The sequence below is a fragment of the Companilactobacillus tucceti DSM 20183 genome (genome assembly GCF_001434665.1).
Lineage (GTDB): Bacteria > Bacillota > Bacilli > Lactobacillales > Lactobacillaceae > Companilactobacillus > Companilactobacillus tucceti.
This window is the reverse complement of sequence record NZ_AZDG01000006.1, coordinates 58,007-81,490: the sequence shown is the minus strand read 5'-3', so window position 1 is coordinate 81,490 and position 23,484 is coordinate 58,007. Positions and strand designations below refer to the sequence as shown.

The following is a 23,484-nucleotide window of genomic DNA, read 5'->3' as shown; positions in this document are numbered from 1 at the left end:
CCTTATTGGCTCACTTTGGCTAAAGAAACTCCAGTATATTTTTCAAATTCTTTTACAGTTGGGTATTCACCCATCTTTACTATTTCACCATCAACTAATGTGATCGGTAGCTGATCATCGTCTTCTTTTTCATGAATAGCTTTTAAAACTTTAGAGTTTTCGATAAAAGATCTAGGATTAGATTTCAAATTATATCTTTCAAATTCGACATCAGGATTATCCTTTAGTTTGTTATAAATTAAAGTGATAGTGATCAAATTTTGATCTACTGATGGACCACAAACTCCTGTTGAACAACATAATGCTGGCTCATAAACTTGAACTTTTCTCATATTAATTCTCCTTAGTTTTATTTTGACAATGACAGATACATTCAGGGCCGCTTTCAAAAAGGGTATTAACATTGTTATTGAACTCAGTTATAAATGAATCTTTTAGAGTGTAATGCTGCCATTTTCCAATTTTTTTGGCGCTGACAATATTAGCTTGTTGAAGTATTTTCATGTGATGTGACAATGTCGGCTGTGTGAAATCAAAGTGGTCGAGAATATCACAGGCGCACATAGTACCACAGGATAATATGTCAACTATTTTTAGTCGATTGGGATCTGATATTGCCTTTAGTTGTTTGCTAAAATTTTCGTAATTCATTAAAAAACTCCTTCTTGAATCCCCTTACATTAAACATAGACGTATATCTATATGAAGTCAATATAGTTTGATAAAATAATCACAAAATAAAAAGAGTGTAACAAAAGGTGTTCTGCCACCGGAACATAGCCTAGAGCCACGAATGATTGGTACCATCAATCATTTGTGGTTCGTAGCTATGTGGAGGTTGCAACCTTTTGTTGCACGTTTAGGGTATAAAAAAACAGAAATCAAAAATAGATTTCTGTTTAAAATATTTATAATTCAGATTTGTTCTGATCCCGTAAAATAAACTTTGATTCAACTGAAAACTGCTTAGTTTCATTGCTGATTGCTAATTCAAAGGCCAATCTGCCAATTTCGTGGAAATTATGATCAATGGTTGGTAAATTCAATAATTGACCGGACAATTGATTTTCCTGACCAATTAATATAGGAACAGGTAAATTGTGATCTAAATAAAATTGTCTGGCACCAGTCGCCACATCATCACTATTGGCAAAAATCAAATCAGGAGTGACGCTATTTTGAGAAAATGATTGGGCGGAATTGTAGCCATCATCGTAGGTAACAATACCGGTTCTTAAAAGAGAATCGTTTGGTTCATTATCAAATGTTTTTATAAAGGCTTTTCTAGTCAATTGACTGGTGGCACTTAGTTCAAAACCACGACTTAGTAAAATAGCTACGTTATGTGCATTTTGTGATTTAGCCCAAGAAAAAGCTTTTAAATAGGAGTCGATTCTTTCAGTGTAGGCGGCGGAGATATTATAATCACCTGGATCATGGCAGCACACTATTGAACTGTATTTTTGATATTCGACTAGATCATCAAGTGTTACACCGTGTGAAGTAAAAATGATTGCATCATAAGCTTTTCGACGAAGCCGATTGAGATAGTTCATTTCAATTTTTGCATTATACATTGAAGGCAATAAAACAATCCTATATCCAGCTGGAAATGCTGCATCCATTATTCCATTGATGATGCCGGTGTAGTAGGGATGTCTTGTGTGAGGCATAACGACACCAATATTGTGAGTTTTTCCATTACTCAAATCTCTGGCAACGTCGTTAGGAACATAATCATATTCTTTGATAACTTTTTGCACAGCTGATTTGGCATTTTTGGACACGTATTCTCGATTGTTGATAACTCTTGAGACAGTCGCGGCCGAATAACCACTTAACTTTGCGATATCATGAATATTCATAATTTCCTCCTAATTTAGAATAAATTTCTTGATTCCAAAGGCTACCCCATCTTCAGTATTACTTTTAGTGATTAAATTACTGTATTGTTTTACTTCATCAACGGCATTTTCCATGATTATAGGTTTTTCGACCATTTTTAACATGGGGATGTCATTGTGACCATCGCCAAAAGCAGCTAATTCTGATCTTTTCAAGTTATTTAGGTTTTGAACGTATTTTATACCATGTGACTTTTGAGCAGCGTTGTTGGTAACTTCCAAATAACTGTTTCCTGATTGTTGAACAGTAATGTTGTCTATTGGCAAATTGTTAATAAATTCGTGCAAAGTTACAACCTCTTCAGAAGTAGGAGTTATTAACATTACTTTAAAGAAATTATCGGTATTTTTTTGGAATAATTCTTCAAAATTAACAATAGTAGGATCAATTGAAGTTATTTTAGATTCGTACTCAATTCCAAAGTCGATCTTTTCAGAGTACCAATTGTCAGTATCATAAGTGCTGACGCTGACATCAGGAAAATTACTTTTGACTTGTTTGACAACTTCTTTAACAGTTTCTAAAGGCAGATAGTGTTCAGAGATTTTTTCGATAGAATCATTAACCGGCTTGAAGATTAAACCTCCATTGAAAGCTATTTGAGCACTAGTCAAATTCAATTTTTCAATTGTGTCCTTCATTTCCATTGGAGCACGTGCGGAAACAAGTGTAAAAGGGATTTTACTATCTTTAATAGCATGAATGTTACCTTCACTTACAACTCCTATTTCATTTAGAAGGGTATTATCCATGTCTGAAAAAATATGTTTTATCATTTTATTCTCCGATCGATTTATATATAGTTTAATTTCTGAAACGCGTTTCAGGTCAATAAAGATTTTGTTAATAGTTTAGAATTGTGGTTCAATTAGAAAAAATGAGGTGATGAGATGTTAACAGATGGACATACACATACGGAATTTTGCCCACACGGTAGTGGTGAACCAGTTGAAAAAATGATTCAACGGGCGATTCAACTTGGTTTTAAAAAGTATTGCATCACAGAACATGCACCGATCCCTAAAGACTTTGAGAAAGTTTACGCTGGAACACCAGATGGTTACGAAACTGCAGGTATTGCCATGGATGATTTGCCAAACTACTTTAAGGAAACACGCCGACTTCAGAAAAAATATCAATCTGACATTAAAATTACGATTGGATTTGAAGTTGACTACTTAGAAGGATTCGAAAACTGGACTAAAGATTTCTTAGATGAATATGGTCCAGAAACACAGGAAAGTATTCTTTCAGTGCATTTTATGAAAGGAACTGACAACAAAGAATGGTGTATTGATTACGATCCAGAAAATTATCAAACTGGATTTGCTGATTATTTGGATGATCCGCAATATATCTTCCAAGTTTATTATGACACGGTTAGAAAATCAGTTGAAGCTGATTTAGGCGAATATGTACCGCAGAGAATTGGACATATGAGTTTAATTAGAAAATTTCAAGATTATTTTAATCTAACAGAAGATTATGATGAACAAACTATCCAACAAATCAGTGAGATCCTGAAGATTATTAAACAGCAGAACCGAGAATTAGATCTGAATTTGGCTGGATTATATAAGCCTCTTTGCAATGATTATTATCCAGGTAAACAAATAACAAAAATGGCTCAGAAATTGAATATACCAATTAGATTCCGCAATTTTTGCTTGACAAACTAAATCACAACTTCTATAGTTATCACTAAATTAATTTTTAATTAGAAAAACTAATTTAAATTTAATAAAAGTTGTGATTAGGAAAAGTAAGTAATGACCAATCAAACAGAGAGCCTTGGTAGCTGGAAACAAGACAGAAGTCATTATTGAAAACACACCTATGAACTGTAGAGCTGAATTCAGTAGGCTTTACCGATATTTGGTTCGTTATCCAAGTTGACTCAGCCAACATGAGGTCTAATTCGCAAGGATTAGATAAAATGAGGTGGAACCGCGTTTATACGTCCTCTTAGCATTTATTTGCTAAGGGGACTTTTTTTGTATAGAGGATGAAACAAGGCGATTAACTCTTGAGTATTACCTAGGATAGCGAACCAATTTTCAAAATTAATTAGGAGGCGTTAAGCATGAAGAACAACTTATTACCATTAGGTACGCGTGATGAATTTGGCAGGCGTGCAGTTGCTAAGCAAAAGGTGATTTCGGTGATCCAACGACATCTAAGTCAACGTGGGTTCTCAGTGATCTCGACTCCATTATTAGAAAAACAAGAAGTATTCGATCAATACCAGTTAGGAAATTATCAGATGTACCGTTTCTTAGATTCAGAAGGTGATACGATCGTCCTTCGTCCAGATATGACATTGCCGATTGCTAGATTTCTAAGTTCAACTAACATTCCTTTACCACAAAAGTTTTTTTATGTGGGTGATATTTTTAGGATCAGTCGTCGATTATCTGGTTCATATAATCAGCTGACACAGGCTGGAATTGAGTTGATTGGGTATGACTCCATGAAAGCTGAATTAGAATGCTTAGTGATAATCAATCAATTGAGTCAAGAATTATTAAAAAAGAACGTGGAAATAGAATTAGGTATTGCTGATTTTGCACCAACTTTATTGGAGTTTTTAACTACTAATAAAGAATTACAAAATAAAATTACACAAGCACTTTATGATAAAAACATCCCTGAATATTCAGAGTTGATTCAGCAATATTCAGATTTACCACAATATAAACTATTAAATAAATGGCCGCGATTATTCGGTGATCCAACGACTGTTTTTGATGAATTGAATAACTTTGATTTGTCATTTGAATTGCAGTCCAAAATAAGCGACTTAAAAGAGATTATTACTTGGATCAAAAAAGTTATGCCGGAACAAAAAGTATCAGTTGATCTTAGCAGTCGTGCTCCACAAATTTATTACACTGGATTGACTTTCCGAGGATTTTACCAAGATGGAAATGATTATTTATTCAGTGGTGGACGTTATGACAAACTCTTAGCTAATTTTCAAGATCAAACAGAACCAGCCGTCGGTATGGGGATCGACGTAGATATGATTGCAGATTTAACTAGCCCATCTAATAAATCAAAGAAAACCATGATTTATTTTGACAAGGATCAGTGGCAAGAAGCTGAAGCTAAATTAAAGGAATTACCAAATAGTATTTTGTCATTATCGGAAACTAAAGATGATGCAGAAATAGAAGCTAAAAACAGCGATGCGACACTATTAGATTTGACAGGAGATGACAGGCGTGAATAAAAATCGTATCAAAATTGCTTTGACAAAGGGGCGAGTGGAAAAACAAGTTGTGCCGCTCTTAGAAAAGGCTGGCATCAATTGTGATCAGATAAGACAAAAAAAGCGTCGTCTGATTTTTGATTCACCGGTACAGCCATATGAATTTATTTTAGCCAAAGGTCCAGACGTTACTACTTTTCTTGAACGCGGTGCTGCTGATATTGGTATAGTCGGCAGTGACATTTTAGTAGAACATCGTAGTAATCAATATGAATTGTTAGATCTAAAAACAGGAGAGTGTCAATTTGTTTTAGCTTCCACTAATGACTTTGATCCTAATGAACCGAAACGAAAAATTATCGGAACGAAATATCCTAATATCACTAAGAAATATTTTGATAGGTTAGGACAAGACGTTGAAATCATTAAAATAGAAGGTTCAGTTGAATTGGCGCCATTAACCGGTTTAGCAGATGCCATTGTTGATATAACAGAAACCGGAACAACTATAAAAGAAAATAATCTCAAAATTTATGACTATTTAGATAAAGTGTCAACACGATTAGTAGTTAATCGGATGTCTTTAAAACAACACTCAAAAGAAATCTATGTGTTAGTAGACAAACTAGAAGGAGCCATTAAAGATGAAAATTTATCAAAAGAGTATTAGTGAATTGGAACAGATTGTTCAAAGAAAAACGATGCAGTTGAGTGACCTAGAAGTAGAAACAACAGTTAGTGACATCATAAAAAATGTTATTGAAAACGGAGATTCTGCTTTAAAAAAATATGAAGAAAAATTTGATGGAGTAAAAGTTTCTGATTTCAAATTACCTCAAGAAGTTATCGATTCTGCTTACGATAATCTGGACCCTGAGGTTAAAAAAGCCTTGTTATTAGCAAAGAAGAATATCACTAGTTTTCACGAAAAAGAAAAGACTACTGGCTTCGTTGATTCTGAACAGAAGGGTGTTTTGAGAGGTCAAAAAGTTTTGCCATTAAAACGCGTTGGATTATATGTACCCGGTGGTACTGCTGCGTATCCTTCAACCATTTTAATGAGTGCTTTACCTGCTAAAATTGCGGGCGTTGATCAAGTCGTCATTGCGACACCAGCTCAAAAGAGTGGTATTAATCCAGCTGTTTTTTGGCGGCCGCTAAAATTGCCGGTGTCGATTCGATTTATCAAGTTGGTGGTGCGCAAGCTATTGCTGCTTTGGCATTTGGAACTGAATCAATTGCAAGTGTAGATAAAATTGTTGGACCAGGAAATATTTTCGTTGCGACAGCTAAAAAACAAGTCTTTGGACAAGTCGATATTGATATGGTAGCTGGACCATCAGAAATTGGAATTATTGCTGATTCGTCAGCTGACTATAAACAAATTGCTGCTGATCTATTGTCACAAGCAGAACATGATAAACGTGCACGTCCAATTTTGATCACTAATAGTTTAGAGTTGGCTAAAGCGGTTGATGTAGAGGTTAATCGTCAACTAAAGGTTTTACCAAGAGAAGTAATTGCTACTGCGTCGGTCAACGACAAAGGCTTTATTGCAGTTGTTAAAGAAATTGACGATATGTTTACTTTGATGAATGCCATTGCCCCAGAACACTTGGAGGTTCAGGTCAAAAATCCAACCCAATATCTCAATCAAATTAAAAATGCTGGATCAGTTTTCTTAGGAAAATATGCCAGTGAGCCATTAGGGGACTACGTAGCCGGACCAAATCACATTTTGCCAACTGGTGGAACCGCTAGATTCTCATCACCACTAGGTGTTTATGATTTTGTTAAACGAACATCGTTTATTCAGTACACTAAATCAGCCCTAGAAAAAGAAGCTAAAGCAATCACAACTTTGGCTCGAGTTGAAGGTTTGGAAGGGCATGCTAGAGCTATTGAATCACGCTTTGGGAAATTTTACGACTAGGAGAGAACACTATGAGACAAGCAACTATTGAAAGAAAAACAAAGGAAACTCAAATCAAAATTAGTTTAAATCTTGATGAACAGACAGGAATCGATATTGATACCGGAATTGGCTTTTTGGATCACATGTTGAATCTCTTTGCTAAACATGGACGCTTTGGATTAGTTGTTAAAGCTCATGGTGATTTGGATGTCGATCCGCATCATACGACTGAAGACACTGGGATCGTACTTGGTGAATGTTTCAAGCAAGCTCTTAGTGACAAAACTGGAATCGAACGTTATGGTACGCAGTTTGTACCAATGGACGAAACATTAGGGCAAGTCAGTGTTGATCTATCAGGACGATCATATTTGGTCTTCAATGCTGAATTTACTAATCCTAGACTAGGTGGACTAGACACCGAAACAGTTGAAGATTTCTTCCAAGCAGCCGCTTTTGCAGCTGAAATGAATCTTCATGCAAGAATCCTTTATGGAAGAAATACGCACCACAAAGTTGAAAGTCTCTTCAAAGCATTCGGCCGGGCAATGCGTGAGGCAGTGACTATCAATCCCGATATTATCGGAGTTAATTCTACAAAGGGTGTCATCTAATGTTTGCCATTGTTGATTACGATACCGGCAATACTCGTAATTTAATGAAGGCTTTTAATTATTTAGGAATCGACAATGAATTAACAGATGATAAAGAAAAGATTTTACAAGCAGAAGCAGTAATCCTACCGGGAGTGGGTGCTTTTAAAGCCGCTATGGCAGAACTGGAAAAGAGAAATTTAGTGAATACTCTAAAAAAGGTAGCAACTAATAAAACTCCAATTTTAGGTATTTGTTTAGGAATGCAATTATTGTTCGACAGCAGCCAGGAATATGGGTTAACCAACGGACTAGGATTGATTACTGGTAGTGTTGAACAGATTCCTGATACCGGATTGAAAATTCCTCAAATGGGTTGGAATCAAAATAGGATCATTCAAAATAGTCCTTTTGATGACATAAATGGACAGTTTACTTACTTTGTTCATTCATATTATGCCAATTGTGATCGGAGAAATATTATTTCAGCAGTGGATTATGGAATCTCGATTCCAAGTATTGTCCAGAATAAAAATGTTATTGGGATGCAATTTCATCCTGAAAAAAGCGGCAGTGTTGGCTTAGAGTTATTAAAAACTTTTCAAAAGATGGTGAAGACAAATGATTTTTCCAGCAATTGATTTATATAAGGGCCAAAGTGTCCGCTTGTATAAAGGTAATTATAAGGAAGTAACTTTGATCAATAAAGATCCTGTCGCACAGGCTAAGGAGATTTTTCAAACTGTGAAACAACTTCATTTGGTAGATTTAAATGGAGCTAAATCAGGTGTTCCTGAAAACCTTGAGATCATCAAACAGATTCGTCAAAATTTTGGGGGTTTCTTGGAGTTGGGCGGTGGTATTCGTGACTATAATACAGCCAAAGTTTATCTCGATATGGGAATTGATCGAATTATTATCGGTTCAGCGGCAATTGAAGATCCTAAACTAGTTAAAAAATTATTGAATGAATATGGTGGAGATCGAATTGTAATCGGAATTGATGGTAAAGATGGTAAAGTTGCCGTCAATGGTTGGCTTGATCAGTCACAGATCAAAATGTCTGATCTTATTTCAGAAATGGTCAACTTCGGTGCTAAGTCATTTATCGTAACGGATGTAAATCGTGATGGAACTATGACCGGACCTAATCTAGATTTATTGATGAGTTTGACCCAAAAGTTACCGCAAATAAATGTCGTAGCTAGTGGTGGTGTCCGTGATCTTAGAGATCTTCATCAATTAAAAGCTTTAGGAATTCGTGATGTAATTATTGGCAAGGCATTATATGAAAAGACAATTACCTTAGAGCAGATTGCGGAGGTAGAAAATGTTAGCTAAAAGAATTATTCCTTGTCTAGATGTTGATGATGGTCGAGTTAAAAAAGGCGTAAATTTTGTCAATTTAACCGATGTTGGTGACCCAACTGAAATTTCGGCGGAATATCAAAGACAAGGCGCAGATGAATTAGTTTTCTTGGACATTACGGCTACTAATGAACATCGAAAAACTATGGCGGATATTGTTGAAAGTGTTTCTTCACAAGTTTTTATGCCCTTAACTATCGGTGGTGGAGTACACGATGTTGCAGATATTCAGAGATTACTAAAAGCTGGAGCCGATAAGGTAGCAATTAACTCTGCTGCGGTTTCAGATCCTGAACTTATCACTAAAGGTGCGGAGAAATTCGGTAATCAATGTATTGTTGTGGCGATAGACGTCCAAAAAACAGCGGGAAAATATTTAGTCCACACTCATGGTGGAAAAAAGGCAACTGATATTGATGCTATTGAATGGGCCAAAGAAGTGGTGAAACGTGGTGCTGGTGAGTTATTGATCACAAGTATGGATAAAGATGGGACTAAAAATGGATTTGATATTGAGCTTTATCAAGCCATCAATAAAGTAGTTAATGTACCGATCATTGCTTCTGGCGGTGCAGGAAAGGTTGAAGACTTTACAGAAGTTTTTGAGAAAGCGGATGTTGACGGAGCTTTAGCAGCTTCAGTATTTCATTTTGGCGAGTTGTCCATTAATGACGTTAAACAAGCGGTCAGAAAAGCAGGTGTAGTTGTCAGATGATAAAACCAGATTTTTCTAAGGGATTATTAACTACTGTTGTGGTAGATGCAAAGACAAAAGATGTTTTGATGGTGGCATGGATGAATGAGGAGAGCTACAAACGCACTCTTGAAAGTGGTCAGACGTGGTTTTGGTCACGGTCCAGAAAAGAGCTTTGGCACAAAGGCGAGACAAGTGGAAATTTCCAAGATGTTGTTGATCTGACATTGGATTGTGATTTGGATACTTTACTTATTAAAGTTAATCCACATGGTCCAGCTTGTCATACTGGTCATCGCAGTTGTTTCTTTCAAAACGTGGAATAAGGAGGTAAGTAAGATGCAAAATTTAGATGAATTGTATGCAGTTATTAAAGAAAGACAAAAGAATCCTCAAAAAGGTTCGTACACCGATTATTTATTTGGTAAAGGATTAGACAAGATTCTTAAGAAATTTGGTGAGGAGTCAACTGAAGTTATTGTCGCCGCCAAGAATGAGAATAAACCCCGTGGGGATGATGAATTAGTTTACGAATCAGCTGATCTTTTGTATCACTTATGTGTTTTGTGGGCTGAAAAAGGTGTTACCGTTGATCAGATCAAAGAAGAATTAGCTAAACGTGAAGGACTGATGAGTGAATTTAAAGATCGTCCCGAAATTCAGGATTTATAGGAGGTCAACATGAAAAAAATCATTCAAGATTTAAGTCCATATATCCCCGAAAAGCCTTTGAATGAATTACGAGATGAATTAGGTTTGGATAAATTAGTACGTTTGTCAGCTAATGAAAATCCTTATGGAACCTCCCAGTCAGTCAAAAAATCCGTTATTAGTTGGGCCAAAACAAGTCACAGTAATCGTTATCCTGACAGTGCTGCTAATCAGTTGCGTCAATTAGTGTCTGAAAAATTTGATTTAGATCCAGAGCAATTAGTTTTTGGCGTGGGGTTAGACGAAGTTATCGTCATGCTGTCACGAGTTTTTTTATCACCTGGGGATGCCGAAATGATTTCCGTTCCAACATTTTCTGAATATGCCTTACATGCTGAAATTGAACAAGCAAATATTCAAAAAATTGCTACAAAAAAAGATGGTCGAATAGATTTCTCGGCTATGTTAGAAGCCATTACACCAGAGACTAAATTGATCTGGATCTGTAATCCTAATAATCCAACTGGAACTTATGAAACAGTGGACGAAATTGAAAAATTTGTTTCGCAAGTTCCTGATAATGTAATGGTTTTAGTTGATGAAGCTTATATTGATTTTGTAACTTGTGAAGAACCAATATCTGCTATGCAGTTGACTAAAAAATATTCTAATATCGTCGTCATGAGAACCTTTTCTAAGGCATACGGTTTAGCGAATTATCGTGTTGGTTATGCAGTATTTTCTAAAAACGTTGCCGGCGATGTTCAAAAAGTTCGTTTGCCATACAATGTAAATTCGATTGCTCAAGTTGCGGCTGTGGCTGCTTTTATGGATCAAGAATTTGTCACAAAAGTAGTTGAAAAGAATGCTTTAGAACGTCAAAAGATGCAGAACTTCTTTGATGATAAAGCAATTCATTATCTTGACAGTCAGGCTAACTTTATTTTCTTTGAGTATCCTGAAGCTGATAAACTTGCTGATTATTTGTTGCATCATGGATATTTGATCCGGACTGGTTTAAAGGAAAACTGGTTGCGAATGACAATTGGGACTAAAGAAGATAATGCTGAAATTAGAAGTTTAATTGAGGATTACTAGACTTTTATTCGACCTCTGACTTAGGTTCGTTGAAATTTGAGTAGTTCATTGAATATAGAAGTCTAGAGAAAAAGAGAAAATGACATAAGACATATTCTCTTTGGCTTTTTCCGAACTTTTATAGACTAAACGTGCAACAAAAAACTGCAACCTCCACATAGCTACGAACCACAAATGATTGACGGGGCCAATCATTCGTGCCTCTAGGCTATGTTCCGGTGGCAAATCATTTTTTGTAGCACTCTCTTCAATATAATTCGTAGGCGGAAATTTAACTACTATAATGCTATATTGTAGATATAACACAACTCTGGAGGCAACTTAATTGATATTAGAACGAGAAAACATGATCAATGTTAATCAAATCAAAAAAGAATTAGGTGAAGTTTTCTTAGGTAATGAAGATGTTGATGACTTCAGTGCTTTAGTTAGTTATTATCAACTTTGTCGAGCCGCCGTAGGTGAGTTTGGAACTAAACTAGAGAATCTTGATTCTGATTATCAAGTTCGTCATGATCACAATCCAATTCATCATATCGAAGTTCGTATGAAAGATGTTGGAAGTTTACTAGGTAAGTTGAGACGTAAGGAACTCCCTGTACGTTTTAGCAGTATACCGGATCATATCTATGATATCGGTGGGTTAAGAGTCATAACAAATTATCTTGATGATGTTTATACAGTGGCAGATAATTTGTTAGCGCAAGATGATGTTAAATTAATTAAAAGAAAAGATTATATTAAAAATCCCAAACCAAGTGGTTATCGCAGCTTGCATTTGGTAGTAACTGTTCCTGTATTTCAAGCAGATAGTGTGCAAGTAACTCCTGTAGAAATTCAAATACGTACAGTTGGGATGGATATGTGGGGTAGCTTGGAACATAAGTTACGCTATAAGACAGAAGCCCCAGCTGAGAAAGTTGAAAAATATTCTAAAGAGTTACAAGGATATGCAGATGAGATAAATAACATTGAATCTAATATGCAAAATATTTTTCATAAACTTTAATAAGACCAAGAGAGTGGAACAAAACATAGCTTTTTCCGCTTAAACCAAATAGCGCCAGTAATCCGAATTCGGATTACTGGCGCTATTTGCCTTAATGCTCGAAAGCTGAACATGTTTTGTCCCACTCTCTATGCACTTTTAAACTAAATTTTGTTCAGATGATTCTTTAGTAAAGTCCATCTTCTTAATACGTGATCTACGACGTATAAAGAATAGTAAGCAAAGTACAATAAATACTAAACTGACTAGAGTTGCGTAAATCATTTGTGGTAGAGCCGAGTTTCCTGTCATTAATGTATTTCTTAGACCACTAACTGTATAAGACATTGGCAGCCATGGATTAATAACATTGAAGAACTTATCTGATAGTTGAATTGGATAAGTTCCGGCTGATCCTCCTAGTTGTAGAACTAGTAAGACTAAACTGATAAAGGATCCAACTTTTCCTAGAACTAGATTTAGCCAGGAGACTATCATCATAAACATTAATGCTGTTAAGAAAATCATGATGAAAGTTGCACCGGGATGAATTGGTGCTAGGCCATCAACTACTTTCATTAGGAAGTAGACGATAACACTTTCACCTACAACAAAAGCTGTATTAAGTGAAGCTTTACTTGCCCACCATGAAATACCGCTGCTAGGGTATTTTCTAGGTGTATAAGTATCAAACATCAAGTTAAAGGCTAAAGCTCCAATGAATAATGAAACTGAAAGCATATATGGAGACATACCTGTACCGTTATTTGGCGCGTCGTCTCTTTCAGTATGTTTAGTTGTTGTAGGTTTAGAGATTTGACTGTAAGTTAACTTAGTAGGGTTGACTTTAGCCTTTTTTGCACCATCTGAAAGCTGAGAAGCTAATTCTTTATTACCATTATAAACTTGGTTTATTCCGTCACCCATTTGGGCTGATCCACTAGCCAATGTTTGAGAACCACTAGCAATTTGTGTGGCACCACTATTTAAAGAATTGGCACCAGATGTTAATTGTGATCCCTTTGATTGAAGAGTATTCAAACCAGATGTTAATGTTTGAGCACCTGAATCAAGTTGTGAAATACCACTTTGTAGTGCAGGCATTTGACTATTCATCGAACCGATTCCACTAGCAAGTGTGGCAGCACCGTTATTTAAACTAGAACTATTACTTGATAGTTGTCCGGTACCAGCAGCTAGTTGAGTGGTTCCATTAGCTAATTGGTAACTGCTTGAATTCAATTGGTTAATACCTTGTGTTAATTGATTCATACCACCAGATGCAGTTCCTAATTGAGTAGTGATAGTTTGAGATCCACTAGCCAATTGTGCTAAAGCTGTAGCAAGTTCTGCTTGTGAATTTCCAGCAGTACTTAGAACACTTTGTAATCCAGATAACTGGCTTGATCCACCACTTAGGTTTGATAAGTCATTATTCAAACTTGCAGCGGCACTTTGAAGTGCTGAAGTGTCTGATGAACCTGTATCAGCACTATTAACAGCGGCCAACATGGCATTCTTTTGATCTGCTGTTAAGTTTTGTTGATCGGCTGCTTCAGCAACTTTTTGGGCAATGTTTGAAGTGTTTGAGTTAGATTGAGCTGCAATTGCTTGTTGTAAAGCCTGCATATCAGATTTAATTGCATTAGATTGAGTTGTTGAATTTGATAGCTGACTTTGAGCGCTTTCTAAAGCACTACTTAATTGTTTTAGCTGTGATTGACTACTATTAACGCCATCGCTAACTTTTTGTAGTTGTGAAGTTAATTCTCCACTAGCTGTATATAGTTGGCCAATACCAGAATTTAAAGTATTCGAGCTGGTAGCTAATGTTTCGGTACCATTAACTAAAGCACTAGTTCCAGAATTTAGTGTGTTAGCAGCTGAATTTAATTGATCAACTCCAGAGGTATAACTTTGAACACCTGAACTCAAAGTATTAGATCCAGTTGCTAATTGGCTGACACCACTAGCTAAAGTTGATGACTGGCTATTCAATGTATTAAGACCGCTAGTCAACGTTTGACTACCAGAAGCAGCCTGATTAACACCGGAAATGTATTGATTCAAACCATTACTTAAAGTAGTAGCACCGTTTGAAAATGTTAATGTGCTGCTAGATAAAGTATTTAATCCAGATGTGATTTGTTCATTAGCTGAAGCTAGTTTTTTACTACCAGAGGTCAACTTATCTCCACCTTTAGCAGCATCTTGCATCCCTTTGCCTAGTTTTTGAATAGCTGCAAAGAGGGTTTTAGAGTATGTTTTTGTTACTTGCCGTGAAACTTGTTCAGCAGCAGTTTTGGCAGCCGATGCTGTCATTTTTGATGCGATAAAATTATGGCCAGCACTAGTTTTATAATGAAGGACCATCTTATTAGGTTTTTTCTTTAAAAGAGTAGTTGCATTCTTGGAAAAGTCTTTGGGAATAGTGACTACCATGTAGTATTTACCGTTATCTAATCCTTTTGAAGCTTCTTCTTTAGAATTTAGTATTTTGAAATCCATTGCGTCGGATTTTTTGAGGTTTTTAGCTAAATCGTCCCCAACTGATAACTTGGTACCACGATAGGTTACTGACTTGTCATTATTAATTACTGCTACGGGAAGGTTACCTAATTCTCCGTATGGATCCCACATCGATTTTAGGAAGGTAACTGAGTAAATCGATGGGACAACCATAATAACAATCAGAACAAGCATCATAAATTTGTGTTTCAGCAAATATTGCCATTCTGCTTTAATCATATTTTTCTCCCAATTTCAAAAAAGTGTTGTATTATAGATGTGAATACTTAATACTCACATGAGTATAAATAATAATAACTATAGAAACAAAATTCCACAACAAATTTGCTTGATGTGAGAATTAAATCGTATATCTTTGCATGATAGCGTTTTGTTTCAAGGGGCAAGATAATGAAGATCGATAAAAGAGTACAAAGAACTAAACAATCATTAAAAAAATCATTTAGAGATTTATCTAAGGTACATAAGTATCGAGATATAACAGTTAAAGAGCTGACAGACAACGCCAACATCAATCGAAAAACGTTTTACTTACATTACGATTCAATTGATGATTTTGTTAATACATTTGCCGATGATATGGCTAATCAATTGCTAGAGATCATAGTAGTTAAACCGTTATATAATACTTTGAAACATCCGGATGATCTGTTTGATGGAATAGTTGATTACTTTGAACAATCCCGAGAATTTTATTCATTTGTAATTACATCAGATGAATATAGTTTTCTTTCAAGAAGAGTTGAACGTCTGGTTTGCGAAGGATTTGCCGATGCATTAAAAGATTCATTTAATATTACGCAGATCGATGCTTATATTAGTGCTAGTTTTATGATTCGAAATACTTTAATGCTTTTTAGATTATATGAAAAAGGGCAAGTCCAATTAACAAAAGATGAATTTAAAGACCGCTTGATTCGCTTAAATCAATCAGGTTTAAAAACTTTCTTGAATTAAAAAATCCCTCACGCTCAATTTGAGTGAGAGGGATCTTTTGTCAAGGAATCGTTTAAATCTCAACTCCCTGTAATAGTAAGTCATTAATAGTATTAGTTAATTGATCAGGATCAATTTTTGATTTTTGTAATTTCTCAGCATTTTTTAGTAGTTGTTTTTTGATTCCTTCGTAATCTATATCAACGTTTGATTTAGCAACAATGGCTAAGAATATATTGACTGGCTTGTCGTCAACGCTTACCCAATCAATTGGCATTTCTGAAGTGAAGGCAAATATTTGAGGTTCAGATACTTCGCTGGCACTGGCTTTTGGTATGGCAATTTTTTCACCGATCGATGATGAACAAGTTGCTTCACGAGACAAGAAACTGCTTTTTACTTCTTGTTCTGAAATATTAAGTTTCTTGGCAACAGCATATGAAATTAAAGATAGTGCCTTGACCTCATCGTAATTTGACATTGGTAAGTTTGCGAAAACATTATTTTTGTTTAGTTTCATCATAAAACACTCCTTTAACATTTGTTCAATTGAAGTGTAAGGTGTGAAACGCGTTTTAGGTCAAGGGGTATTTAAAAGAAACTTGGAAACCCTTACAGACAGTAGTTGAGAAAATTTTCAGTTATAATTTAAATATCGAACCCGTTTCATAATGCAGAAAGGAATTTAAATGAACGTTTCTCAATTAACTAATCAAATTATATTGATGTTTTGTCTGATGCTAGTTGGTGTCTTGATAAATAAAGTCGGATTTATGAAAGAGTCGACTTCTAATGATTTGACTAATATTTTGCTATACGTAGTTTCACCATGTCTGATAATAAATGCTTTTGAACAAGATTATTCGTCTAAAAGAATTCAACAATTTATCCTAGTAGCAATTGGGATACTTTTGTTTTATATTATTGCTATTATTGCTGCACATTTTATTTTTGGAAGAATAAAGAATCCAAACCTTAGACGGATAACACAGTATGGAAGTGTTTATTCTAACGCTGGATTTATGGGAATACCTTTGGTTAGTTCTTTATTTGGATCTGAAGGAGTTTTCTTCGCCGTTGTATCGTTAGCTGGATTTAATATTTTTAGTTGGACCCATGGAATATCATTGTTCAGAACTAAAGAAAATAAAGAAGCGATAGATTGGAAACAAATTTTATTAAATCCTAATATTATTGCTATTATTTTGGGACTTCTAATGTTTTTGACCTCATTTAGAATTCCAGGTACTTTGAATCAAGTGGTTAAATACGTCGGTTCCGTAAATACACCATTGTCGATGATAATTATCGGTAATAGCTTAGCTAATATTAAGTTTTCAAGAGAGATGCTAGACAAAAATATTGGCTTAACTATTCTTTTAAGAAACATTATCTTTCCTATATTAATGGTATTTTTGTTGAAAGCTTTAGGAGTATCAGAAGTTGCCTTGTATACAACAGTCATTATGGCAGCATGTCCAGTAGCTGGGATAGTTGTATTATTCACCTTACAAGCACATGATGATGCCGGACCAGCAATTTCATTAATGAGCCTATCAACTTTATTAAGTTTGATTACGATTCCGTTAGTTTTTGCGTTTGTATAATTTAAAAAAAGCTAGATATTTTATCCGAATATACCAAGATAAAATACCTAGCTTTTTTGGTTTATTTCTTATTTTAAATACTATAGAACTTCATTAGTCTCTGGACGCAAGAAATGTTGATAGCAGTGTAGGTTGCGTTATGGCTTTAGCCATTACGCAACGGAACGAGTTTTGAAATTCGCGTAACTGCGAAGTTCAAAACCGAGCTTGGAGACCTTGGCTCCAAGCGTTTCCCACAGCGTAAACATTTCTTGCGTCCAGAGGCGGCAGTTAAAGATCTAAGTATTTACTTTCTATATAATAACCATCCTCAATTTGTGCCCAAATACTTTGATTATCTAATTGGATCAAACGAATAACAAAGACTTGTTGGCCTCCTTGATAACGATTATTTATCATATTTCCATAAGGAGTTTCCCAAGCTGTTACACTTCTATCCGAGTAATATAAAACCTTAACTCGACGATTAATATCAATACTGTCAACAATTTGATAAGTAAAACTGATATTATCAACATTTGTTGCCAATGGGGTATTGAGCATTTTTTGAGTCATAGTATAGTTCTTGATATTTAGCGTTTTGATATTTTCTTGACTAGATACCCAGGTGCTTCCACCTAAGTTATACCAGTAAGTATCACGATAAGTTTCCTTTAAGGCTTCGTAAACATGCCAAGAAGTATTATAGGGAATTTGTTTTTCTAAAGGGTAGGGTGCATTTGGTTGTTCGTAGACATTAGAGTTACTTAAAGTTTGAACAAACAAGTTATCAGGTATATCAACTTTTTCTAGTGAAGCAGTATTATAGACGAATTCGTATTCTTTTACTTCATTAGAGAAGGTGCCCTTTGCTGACTTTTGATTTTTAACAAGATATTTAGCAGCGTCTTCTAAAGGTTGAGCATTATATGATTTATTCAATTCTCCAGTTAGATATTCTGGATTAGAAATAAGTTCACCTCTAGTATTTCGATGGTACACAACAACAGGGGCAGCTATTTGTTGAGAATAGATCAAAGATATTCCTTCTTCACTAGGAATAAATGTTTGTTGGAAATGTCTTATAGATGATAAAACATAACCAGGAATCGATTTCCAAGGGATTTCTAACTTATCTAAATAATGGCCCTCTAAAGTTACAGCATCCGCAACTGGATTTCCAAGTGAATCAATGTAGCGTATTGTTATTGAAACATCTTTACGATTTAGTCTTTTTACGTTTTGAGAGATTAAATTATTTGTCATTTCCATTCCCCCGATTTAATTTCTCAGATTACTCTGGCAGTATATAAATTACAGTAATTCTACCATATTAAAATCGGAAACTTTGCTCTGTGAACTGGATATCAGATAACTTAATAGAAATATAAAAAACACGAAAGAATTTTTTAAATTCTTTCGTGTTTTATTAAATTATTTGTCTTCTTTGACATTTGCGGTTGCGGGTTCATCATATTTAGTAATATTGATAGAACCGTTGTTTATTCTGGCTTCAAGTTTCTTATCATTTGGATGATCCAAGTAATAATCAGCCACTTTATCTTCAATTTGTTCTTCGATAACTCTTCTTAATGGACGAGCACCCATCTTAGGGTTAAATCCAAGATCAACTAATTTTTCTTTGGCATCTTTAGTAACATGGATACTCAAACCTTGATCAGCAATCATCTTGTTTGTATCATCAAGCATTAAGTCAACGATACTCAAGAGGTTAGTCTTAGTTAGAGAATTGAATTCAACGATACCATCAAATCTATTTAGGAATTCTGGTTTAAAGAATTCAGATAAACGATTCATGATCGAATGTGTATTACCATTTGCTTCGGCACCGAATCCAACGTTTGCTTCTTGCAATCCTTGTCCGGCGTTAGATGTCATGATAATAATAGTATCCTTGAAACTTACAGTTCTACCTTGAGAATCAGTCAAACGACCATCATCAAGAATTTGTAAGAACATGTGCATTACGTCTGGATGTGCTTTTTCAATTTCATCTAACAAAATTAAACTATATGGATTACGACGAACTTGTTCAGTTAATTGACCAGCTTCTTCGTAACCAACATACCCTGGAGGTGAACCGATAAGTTTTGACACACTATGTTTTTCCATATATTCAGACATATCAAAACGAATCATTGAATCTTCAGTACCAAATAACTCACGAGCAAGTTGTTTAGCAAGCTCAGTTTTACCAACACCAGTAGGACCTACAAATAGGAAGCTACCAATGGGACGACCGGATTTATTGAAGCCAACTCTATTACGACGAATAGCTTTGGCTACTTGATCAACAGCTTCATCTTGTCCAATAACATGTGATCTTAGATCTGGCCCAAGATTCTTTAGTTGAGCTTGTTCATTAGACTTCAATTCACCGACAGGAATATTTGTCTTTTCTTCTATGATCTTCTCAATATCTTTTTCGCTGATGATACTCTTATCAACGGGTTCATCTTTAGCTGAGTCCTTCATATCTTGGAACTTAGTAACTTGGTCTCTGTAATAAGCGGCTTTTTCGTAATCTTCATTACGTAGGGCGGCTTGCTTTTGAACCTCGGCATCAGAGATCTTATTATCAATTTCAGCCATATCGACGTGATTGATTTGTAGATTCTTCTTAGAACCAGCTTCATCGATCAAATCGATTGCCTTATCAGGCAAGAATCTGTCTTGAACATATCTAGCAGATAATTCAGCGGCAGCTTTTATAGCTTCATTTGAATATTTAACGTGATGATAGTCTTCATATTTAGGTTGGATACCCTTAAGGATCTGAACTGTTTCTTCAACACTAGGTTCATTAACTTGAACAGGTTGTAAACGACGTTCAAGAGCTGAATCTTTTTCAATAGTTCTATATTCTTTAAGTGTAGTTGCACCGACTAGTTGTAGATCGCCACGAGCTAGGGCAGGTTTTAAGACGTTACCAGCGTCCATTCCACCTTCAGCATTACCAGCTCCGACAATTTCATGGATTTCATCTATAAATAGGATGATTTCGTCATTTTGTTGTAATTCCTTGATCAATTGTTGCATTCTTTGTTCGAATTGACCACGGACACCAGTACCTTGTACTAAGGAAACAACATCTAATCTTACAACGTGTTTATTTTGTAATTTTTCTGGAACATCGCCATCAACGATCTTTTGAGAGAGTCCCTCAACAACAGCTGTTTTACCAACACCTGCTTCACCGATAAGAACCGGATTGTTTTTAGTTCTTCTATTTAAAATTTCAATAACTCTCTGGATTTCCTTGTCACGGCCAATAACTGGGTCAATTTGACCTTTCTTGGCAAGTGCAGTTAAATCAACACCATACTGATCTAGGATCCCGTTACCACCTTGGCGACCACGTCCATTACCGTTGCCTCCACCAGTTTGGGTTTGGGGACCTTGTTCAACACCGCTAGCCATTTGAGGATTACCTAAGGCATTAAACAAATCTTCGAAACTAGAAAAACCGTTTGGATTTTGTGCCATATTATTTATACCTTCGTTAGCTTGATTTCTTAGACGTTGATAGCAATCTTGGCAGAGATTAATTTCTGTCCGTTGACCATTAACGCTTGTATATAAATGAATAGTTGCTTCATTTTTATGACAATTTTGACAAAGCATTTGCACCCCACCTTTCCTCTTTTAGGATACAAGGGTAGTATATAATTAGCACTCGACGAATGCAAGTGCTAAGTCTTGAGTATTTTTTCTACATATATTAATTAAATGAGCATCACAAAGATGAACGCTTACAAAAGACTTGCACTGTAAGCGTTATATGGCTTAACATGTAAAGGGTTTGTTACATTTTTTTAAACTAAACCCTTGTGAATAAAACTAGTTAATGTTAAATTAATTAGTGAATATTTGTAGGATTACTACAGAATAATTTTAAATATGGTGAGGTATTATATTATGGAAAAGAAAGAATTTCACATTATCGCAGAAACAGGTATCCACGCACGTCCAGCAACTATGTTAGTACAAACAGCTAGCAAGTTCAGCTCAGACATCAACATCGACTTTAACGGTAAGTCAGTTAACTTGAAGTCAATCATGGGTGTTATGTCACTAGGTGTTGGCCAAGGTTCAGATGTTACAATCTCAGCTGATGGTGACGATGCTGCTGATGCAGTTGCTGCTATTGCAGAAACAATGACAAAGGAAGGACTTGCTGAATAATGGTGAAAACTATCAAAGGAATTGCCGCAAGTGATGGCATTGCTACCGCAGAAGCATACCTTTTAGTTCAACCAGATTTGTCTTTTGATAAGAAGAGTATTTCAGATGCGGACGCTGAAATCAGTCGTTTACAAGATGCTATTTCTACATCAGATGATGAGCTTACTAAAATCCGTGACACTGCTAAAGAGTCATTAGGTGAAGAGGAAGCTCAAGTTTTTGATGCCCACAAGATGATTTTGGCTGATCCAGAATTTACTGGTGCTGTCGAACAACAGATTAAAGACCAAAGCGTTAATGCTGAACAAGCATTAAACGATGTGTCAAATAACTTTATCTCAATTTTTGAAGGTATGACAGATAACGCATATATGCAAGAAAGAGCTGCAGATGTACGTGATGTTACTAAGCGTGTAATGGCTCATCTTCTTGGTGTTGCCTTGCCAAATCCTGCATTGATCGATCACGAAGTTATTATTGTGGCTCATGATTTAACTCCAAGTGACACTGCACAATTAAACAAAAAATATGTTAAAGGATTTGTTACTGATATCGGTGGCCGTACAGCTCATTCAGCTATTATGGCTCGTTCACTTGAACTACCAGCCGTTGTTGGTACAGATACTATTACTAAAGATGCCAAAGAAGGCCAAACTATTATCCTTGATGGATTAAATGGTGCAGCTATTCTTGATCCATCTGATGAAGATATCAAACATTACCAAAAATTAGCTAAAGATTTTGCTGATCAAAAAGCAGAATGGGAAAAATTGAAGAATGAAGCCACAGTTACTGCTGATGGCAAGCATTTTGATATTGCTGCTAATATTGGTACACCTGATGATCTTCAAGGTGTTATTGATAATGGTGCTGAGGGTATCGGTTTGTACCGTACAGAATTCTTGTACATGCAATCTGAGGAATTACCTTCAGAAGATGACCAATTTGAAGCCTATAAAAAGGTTGTTGAAGGTATGAATGGCAAACCTGTTGTTGTTCGTACAATGGATATTGGTGGGGACAAGCATTTACCATACTTGCCACTTCCAGATGAAATGAATCCATTCTTAGGTTATCGTGCTATTAGAATTAGTTTGGACAGACAAGAAATCTTTAGAACACAATTAAGAGCCTTATTACGTGCTTCAGCATTTGGTAAGCTTCGTATTATGTTCCCTATGATCGGTACTGTTCAAGAATTCCGTGATGCTAAGAAGGTCTTTGAAGAAGAAAAGGCTAAGTTAGTTGAAAAGGGCGTAAAGGTTTCCGATGAGATCCAATTGGGTATGATGATGGAAGTTCCTGCTGCTGCAATTTTGGCTGACCAATTTGCTAAAGAAGTTGACTTCTTCAGTATTGGAACAAACGATTTGATTCAATACACAATGGCCGCTGATCGTGGTAATGAACATGTTTCTTACCTATATCAACCATATAACCCTTCAATTTTGAGACTGGTTAAGCACGTTATTGAATCAGCTCATAAAGAAGGCAAGTGGGCTGGTATGTGTGGTGAAGCTGCTGGTGATAACATTATGGTTCCACTACTTCTTGGTATGGGATTAGATGAATACTCAATGAGTGCTACTTCAGTACTTCGTGTAAGAAGTTTGATGAAGAAGTTGAGTACAGCTGATCTTAAAGAATTAGCAGAACGTGCTGTTACAGAATCAGTAACTAACGAAGACAATAAGAAACTTGTTGAATCATACATTAACAAATAAAAACTGAAAATCGATTTGAGTTTATACTCGGTCGATTTTTTTATTTGGAATAAAAATTTGTTGACAAACCGACTAAATTA

The 23,484-nt window shown here is 35.6% G+C and carries 23 protein-coding genes, 1 pseudogene and 1 other annotated feature; of the genes and pseudogenes, 16 read left to right on the top strand and 8 right to left on the bottom strand.

Going from position 1 to position 23,484, the window contains the following annotated elements; translation table 11 throughout:
- Positions 1–2: 2 nt before the first annotated feature.
- From arsD to FC72_RS04070, 4 genes are all read right to left on the bottom strand, one after another.
- Positions 3–332 (bottom strand): arsenite efflux transporter metallochaperone ArsD, encoded by a 330-nt coding sequence (gene arsD, locus FC72_RS04085; RefSeq protein ID WP_057765050.1) that lies wholly within the window; start codon positions 330–332, stop codon positions 3–5.
- 1 nt (position 333) lies between these two features.
- Positions 334–651: an ArsR/SmtB family transcription factor gene (locus FC72_RS04080; RefSeq protein WP_057765047.1), complete on the bottom strand. Its 318-nt coding sequence runs from the start codon at positions 649–651 to the stop codon at positions 334–336.
- Between the two features lie 257 nt (positions 652–908).
- Positions 909–1,865, bottom strand: a complete 957-nt coding sequence (locus tag FC72_RS04075) for a LacI family DNA-binding transcriptional regulator (protein WP_338025123.1) — start codon at positions 1,863–1,865, stop codon at positions 909–911.
- Positions 1,866–1,874: 9 nt separating this feature from the next.
- Complete coding sequence (locus FC72_RS04070) at positions 1,875–2,681, bottom strand: Cof-type HAD-IIB family hydrolase (RefSeq protein ID WP_057765043.1); 807 nt, start codon at positions 2,679–2,681, stop codon at positions 1,875–1,877.
- 114 nt (positions 2,682–2,795) lie between these two features.
- On the opposite strand from FC72_RS04070, the gene hisJ reads away from it, so the two are divergent.
- The 12 genes and pseudogenes from hisJ to FC72_RS04010 all read left to right on the top strand — a co-directional run bounded on the left by hisJ (position 2,796) and on the right by FC72_RS04010 (position 12,444).
- Positions 2,796–3,584, top strand: coding sequence for a histidinol-phosphatase HisJ (gene hisJ, locus FC72_RS04065; RefSeq protein WP_057765041.1), 789 nt, complete (start codon positions 2,796–2,798; stop codon positions 3,582–3,584).
- A gap of 61 nt (positions 3,585–3,645) precedes the next feature.
- Positions 3,646–3,873: a binding site (T-box leader), on the top strand.
- A 115-nt stretch (positions 3,874–3,988) separates the two neighbouring features.
- Positions 3,989–5,137 carry an ATP phosphoribosyltransferase regulatory subunit gene (locus FC72_RS04060; RefSeq protein WP_057765039.1) on the top strand — a complete coding sequence of 383 codons (1,149 nt, stop codon included), beginning with the start codon at positions 3,989–3,991 and terminating at the stop codon, positions 5,135–5,137.
- On the top strand, positions 5,130–5,786 hold the full coding sequence (gene hisG, locus FC72_RS04055) for an ATP phosphoribosyltransferase (RefSeq protein ID WP_157051099.1): 657 nt from the start codon (positions 5,130–5,132) through the stop codon (positions 5,784–5,786). The genes FC72_RS04060 and hisG overlap by 8 nt, the downstream gene beginning before the upstream one ends.
- Positions 5,761–7,049, top strand: a pseudogene (gene hisD / locus FC72_RS04050) (histidinol dehydrogenase). The gene hisG and the pseudogene hisD overlap by 26 nt, the downstream one beginning before the upstream one ends.
- Before the next feature lie 11 nt (positions 7,050–7,060).
- Complete coding sequence (gene hisB / locus FC72_RS04045) at positions 7,061–7,645, top strand: imidazoleglycerol-phosphate dehydratase HisB (RefSeq protein WP_057765034.1); 585 nt, start codon at positions 7,061–7,063, stop codon at positions 7,643–7,645.
- Positions 7,645–8,265, top strand: a complete 621-nt coding sequence (gene hisH, locus FC72_RS04040) for an imidazole glycerol phosphate synthase subunit HisH (protein WP_057765033.1) — start codon at positions 7,645–7,647, stop codon at positions 8,263–8,265. Before hisB ends, hisH begins: the two co-directional genes overlap by 1 nt.
- Entirely contained in the window at positions 8,246–8,965 is a 720-nt protein-coding gene (gene hisA / locus FC72_RS04035; protein ID WP_057765031.1) for a 1-(5-phosphoribosyl)-5-[(5-phosphoribosylamino)methylideneamino]imidazole-4-carboxamide isomerase, read from the top strand. The genes hisH and hisA overlap by 20 nt, the downstream gene beginning before the upstream one ends.
- On the top strand, positions 8,955–9,707 hold the full coding sequence (gene hisF, locus FC72_RS04030; protein WP_057765029.1) for an imidazole glycerol phosphate synthase subunit HisF: 753 nt from the start codon (positions 8,955–8,957) through the stop codon (positions 9,705–9,707). The genes hisA and hisF overlap by 11 nt, the downstream gene beginning before the upstream one ends.
- The gene (hisI, locus tag FC72_RS04025) at positions 9,707–10,012 is read left to right on the top strand and encodes a phosphoribosyl-AMP cyclohydrolase (protein ID WP_057765097.1); all 306 of its coding nucleotides are present in this window, start codon (positions 9,707–9,709) and stop codon (positions 10,010–10,012) included. The genes hisF and hisI overlap by 1 nt, the downstream gene beginning before the upstream one ends.
- Positions 10,013–10,025: 13 nt before the next feature.
- Positions 10,026–10,358 carry a phosphoribosyl-ATP diphosphatase gene (gene hisE, locus FC72_RS04020; protein ID WP_057765027.1) on the top strand — a complete coding sequence of 111 codons (333 nt, stop codon included), beginning with the start codon at positions 10,026–10,028 and terminating at the stop codon, positions 10,356–10,358.
- Positions 10,359–10,367: 9 nt separating this feature from the next.
- Positions 10,368–11,435: a histidinol-phosphate transaminase gene (gene hisC / locus FC72_RS04015; protein ID WP_057765025.1), complete on the top strand. Its 1,068-nt coding sequence runs from the start codon at positions 10,368–10,370 to the stop codon at positions 11,433–11,435.
- 325 nt (positions 11,436–11,760) lie between these two features.
- Entirely contained in the window at positions 11,761–12,444 is a 684-nt protein-coding gene (locus FC72_RS04010) for a GTP pyrophosphokinase (protein WP_057765023.1), read from the top strand.
- 138 nt (positions 12,445–12,582) lie between these two features.
- Here FC72_RS04010 and FC72_RS04005 read toward each other — a convergent pair whose 3' ends face one another.
- A complete protein-coding gene (locus FC72_RS04005) occupies positions 12,583–15,171 on the bottom strand; it encodes a YhgE/Pip domain-containing protein (protein WP_057765021.1) in 2,589 nt (862 codons plus the stop codon).
- Positions 15,172–15,342: 171 nt separating this feature from the next.
- Here FC72_RS04005 and FC72_RS04000 point away from each other — a divergent pair, with 171 nt between their 5' ends.
- Complete coding sequence (locus tag FC72_RS04000) at positions 15,343–15,909, top strand: TetR/AcrR family transcriptional regulator (RefSeq protein WP_057765019.1); 567 nt, start codon at positions 15,343–15,345, stop codon at positions 15,907–15,909.
- Positions 15,910–15,961: 52 nt separating this feature from the next.
- Here FC72_RS04000 and FC72_RS03995 read toward each other — a convergent pair whose 3' ends face one another.
- Complete coding sequence (locus FC72_RS03995; protein ID WP_162253520.1) at positions 15,962–16,411, bottom strand: PTS sugar transporter subunit IIA; 450 nt, start codon at positions 16,409–16,411, stop codon at positions 15,962–15,964.
- 166 nt (positions 16,412–16,577) lie between these two features.
- On the opposite strand from FC72_RS03995, the gene FC72_RS03990 reads away from it, so the two are divergent.
- Complete coding sequence (locus tag FC72_RS03990) at positions 16,578–17,495, top strand: AEC family transporter (RefSeq protein ID WP_057765015.1); 918 nt, start codon at positions 16,578–16,580, stop codon at positions 17,493–17,495.
- Positions 17,496–17,765: 270 nt separating this feature from the next.
- Here the strand turns inward: FC72_RS03990 and FC72_RS03985 are convergent, their stop codons facing one another.
- Both FC72_RS03985 and FC72_RS03980 read right to left on the bottom strand, forming a co-directional pair.
- Complete coding sequence (locus FC72_RS03985) at positions 17,766–18,740, bottom strand: MucBP domain-containing protein (RefSeq protein ID WP_057765013.1); 975 nt, start codon at positions 18,738–18,740, stop codon at positions 17,766–17,768.
- A 168-nt stretch (positions 18,741–18,908) separates the two neighbouring features.
- Positions 18,909–21,119 (bottom strand): ATP-dependent Clp protease ATP-binding subunit, encoded by a 2,211-nt coding sequence (locus FC72_RS03980; protein ID WP_057765010.1) that lies wholly within the window; start codon positions 21,117–21,119, stop codon positions 18,909–18,911.
- A 294-nt stretch (positions 21,120–21,413) separates the two neighbouring features.
- Here FC72_RS03980 and FC72_RS03975 point away from each other — a divergent pair, with 294 nt between their 5' ends.
- Positions 21,414–21,680: a phosphocarrier protein HPr gene (locus FC72_RS03975; protein WP_057765009.1), complete on the top strand. Its 267-nt coding sequence runs from the start codon at positions 21,414–21,416 to the stop codon at positions 21,678–21,680.
- On the top strand, positions 21,680–23,404 hold the full coding sequence (ptsP, locus tag FC72_RS03970) for a phosphoenolpyruvate--protein phosphotransferase (protein WP_057765007.1): 1,725 nt from the start codon (positions 21,680–21,682) through the stop codon (positions 23,402–23,404). The genes FC72_RS03975 and ptsP overlap by 1 nt, the downstream gene beginning before the upstream one ends.
- Positions 23,405–23,484: the final 80 nt, after the last annotated feature.